The organism is Allobosea sp. P1_A7 (genome assembly GCF_056406775.1).
Genome location: NZ_JBFTZN010000545.1, coordinates 1 through 1,580, shown reverse-complemented (window position 1 = coordinate 1,580; position 1,580 = coordinate 1). Strand labels below are relative to the sequence as shown.

Sequence of the window (1,580 nt, the reverse complement as noted above, 5' to 3'; positions counted from 1 at the left end):
GTCGTGAACAACCTGATCCTGGCGGTTTGTGAGTTTAGCTGAACGCCGGTCGGCCCTTTGTGATCGAGGTCTGCGCCGCGGGGGCGCTGAGCGTGGCCAGGATCAAGGCGCAAAAAACTCTCAGCCATGCCAGGAGCAGGCGGATGTTGTGTCCGGCGGCGACGAGGATGACGTTGATGGCGTCGCCCTGGGCACCCTTCAGCCAGTGRCGTTCGAGTTTTCCGTCGGCCTTGGTGTGTCCGATGATCGGTTCGACGGCGCTCCGCCGTCTGAGTTCGCGCTTGACGGTCGGCGAGACGATGCCGCGGGTGTTGGACAGGTAAACCTGCGGTGCGGCCAGGCCGTGACCGCGATAGCCGCGGTCGACGTAGGCGCGCTCGACCCTGGCGCTGGTCAGGCGTTCAACCTGGGCGATCTGGCGTTGCAGGGTATGGCCGTCATAGGGCAGACCGGGTGGGCTTGGGCGCCGACGATGAACTGTCCGCCCCTGGCGCGGGCGTTGGTGACGGCGMAGGACGCCTTGACCCCGAACTCATAGCGGGTGCGAGCCTTGCCCTTGGCGATGCATTCCACCTCGGGAGCATGCAAGGCATAGAGCTTGTTGGGATCGCCGGCCTTCTGTGCGAGCAGCCGGGCGATCGGTTCGGCGACCGGCCGAAAGGCCGCCTCGAGATCCGGCTGACCGGTAATCTTGCGGCCAATGTCACGATAGAGGCGGCCGACARAGGTGCGCATGCGGCGGACTTCACGCAGCGCCTGCTTGTGGCCCCGGGTGTGGATCAGTCGTGAGACCTCGCGTCGGGCGCGGCGGGCCMGCCGCACGAAGGATTGACGCAGCACCAGGCCATGCCGCCTGGCGAAACGGTTCAGCCATTCCACCGCACGCAGCAGCAGACCACTGTCGGTCGGGTRCGCCACCGCCTTGGTCTGGGCGGTCGTATCGATGGTGATGCGTTCGAACTTGCCAGCATCCACCGCCTTGGCCCTCTGGGCCGCTGCCAGGGTCTCGGCCAACAGTTCTTCCAGCTTGCCCTGGCCAATCCGGCCCCGCCAGCGCGTCATGGATGAGCGATCCAGCGGCAGCTTGTGCTGGAAATACGTCTCGCCGCAGAAGACCTGGAAATAGGGGTTTTCAAGCCACTGGGCGCAGACCGCATCGTCGGACAGGCCCTTGGCGTGCTGGAGCAAATGCAGCCCGGCCATCAGCCGTGTCGGCAAGCCCGGCCGGCCTGTCTTGTCGACATAAAGCTCGCCAAACGCCGCCTCGAAGCGGTCCCAGTCAATCAGCCTGGCCAGCCGAACCAGTTCGTGGCGACCATCCACAATCGCGTCCAGCCGCGAGCGGAACAGGTCCTCGTTGCGGGGTTTCGACGGCGGTTTTGGACGCATCAGACGCTCCCCGGCTTCGATCCGAGGACTGAATCATACTTCGCAAACGCCGAAAACCTCTAACCCGGACGCCCGACGAAATCGCAAGCTTTTGCGCACCAAAGCCCCAAACCCTTGCGAAATCGAATACTTGAAACCGCAGAAAACCCCAACCAGCGCCGGCGCTTGCAGGTTGTTCACGACCGTCCGTC

The 1,580-nt window shown here is 64.5% G+C and carries 1 pseudogene; it reads right to left on the bottom strand.

Annotated features, from left to right (window positions below):
• Window positions 1-34: 34 nt before the first annotated feature.
• Window positions 35-1,389: pseudogene (locus AC1D34_RS37450) on the bottom strand (IS5 family transposase).
• Window positions 1,390-1,580: the final 191 nt, after the last annotated feature.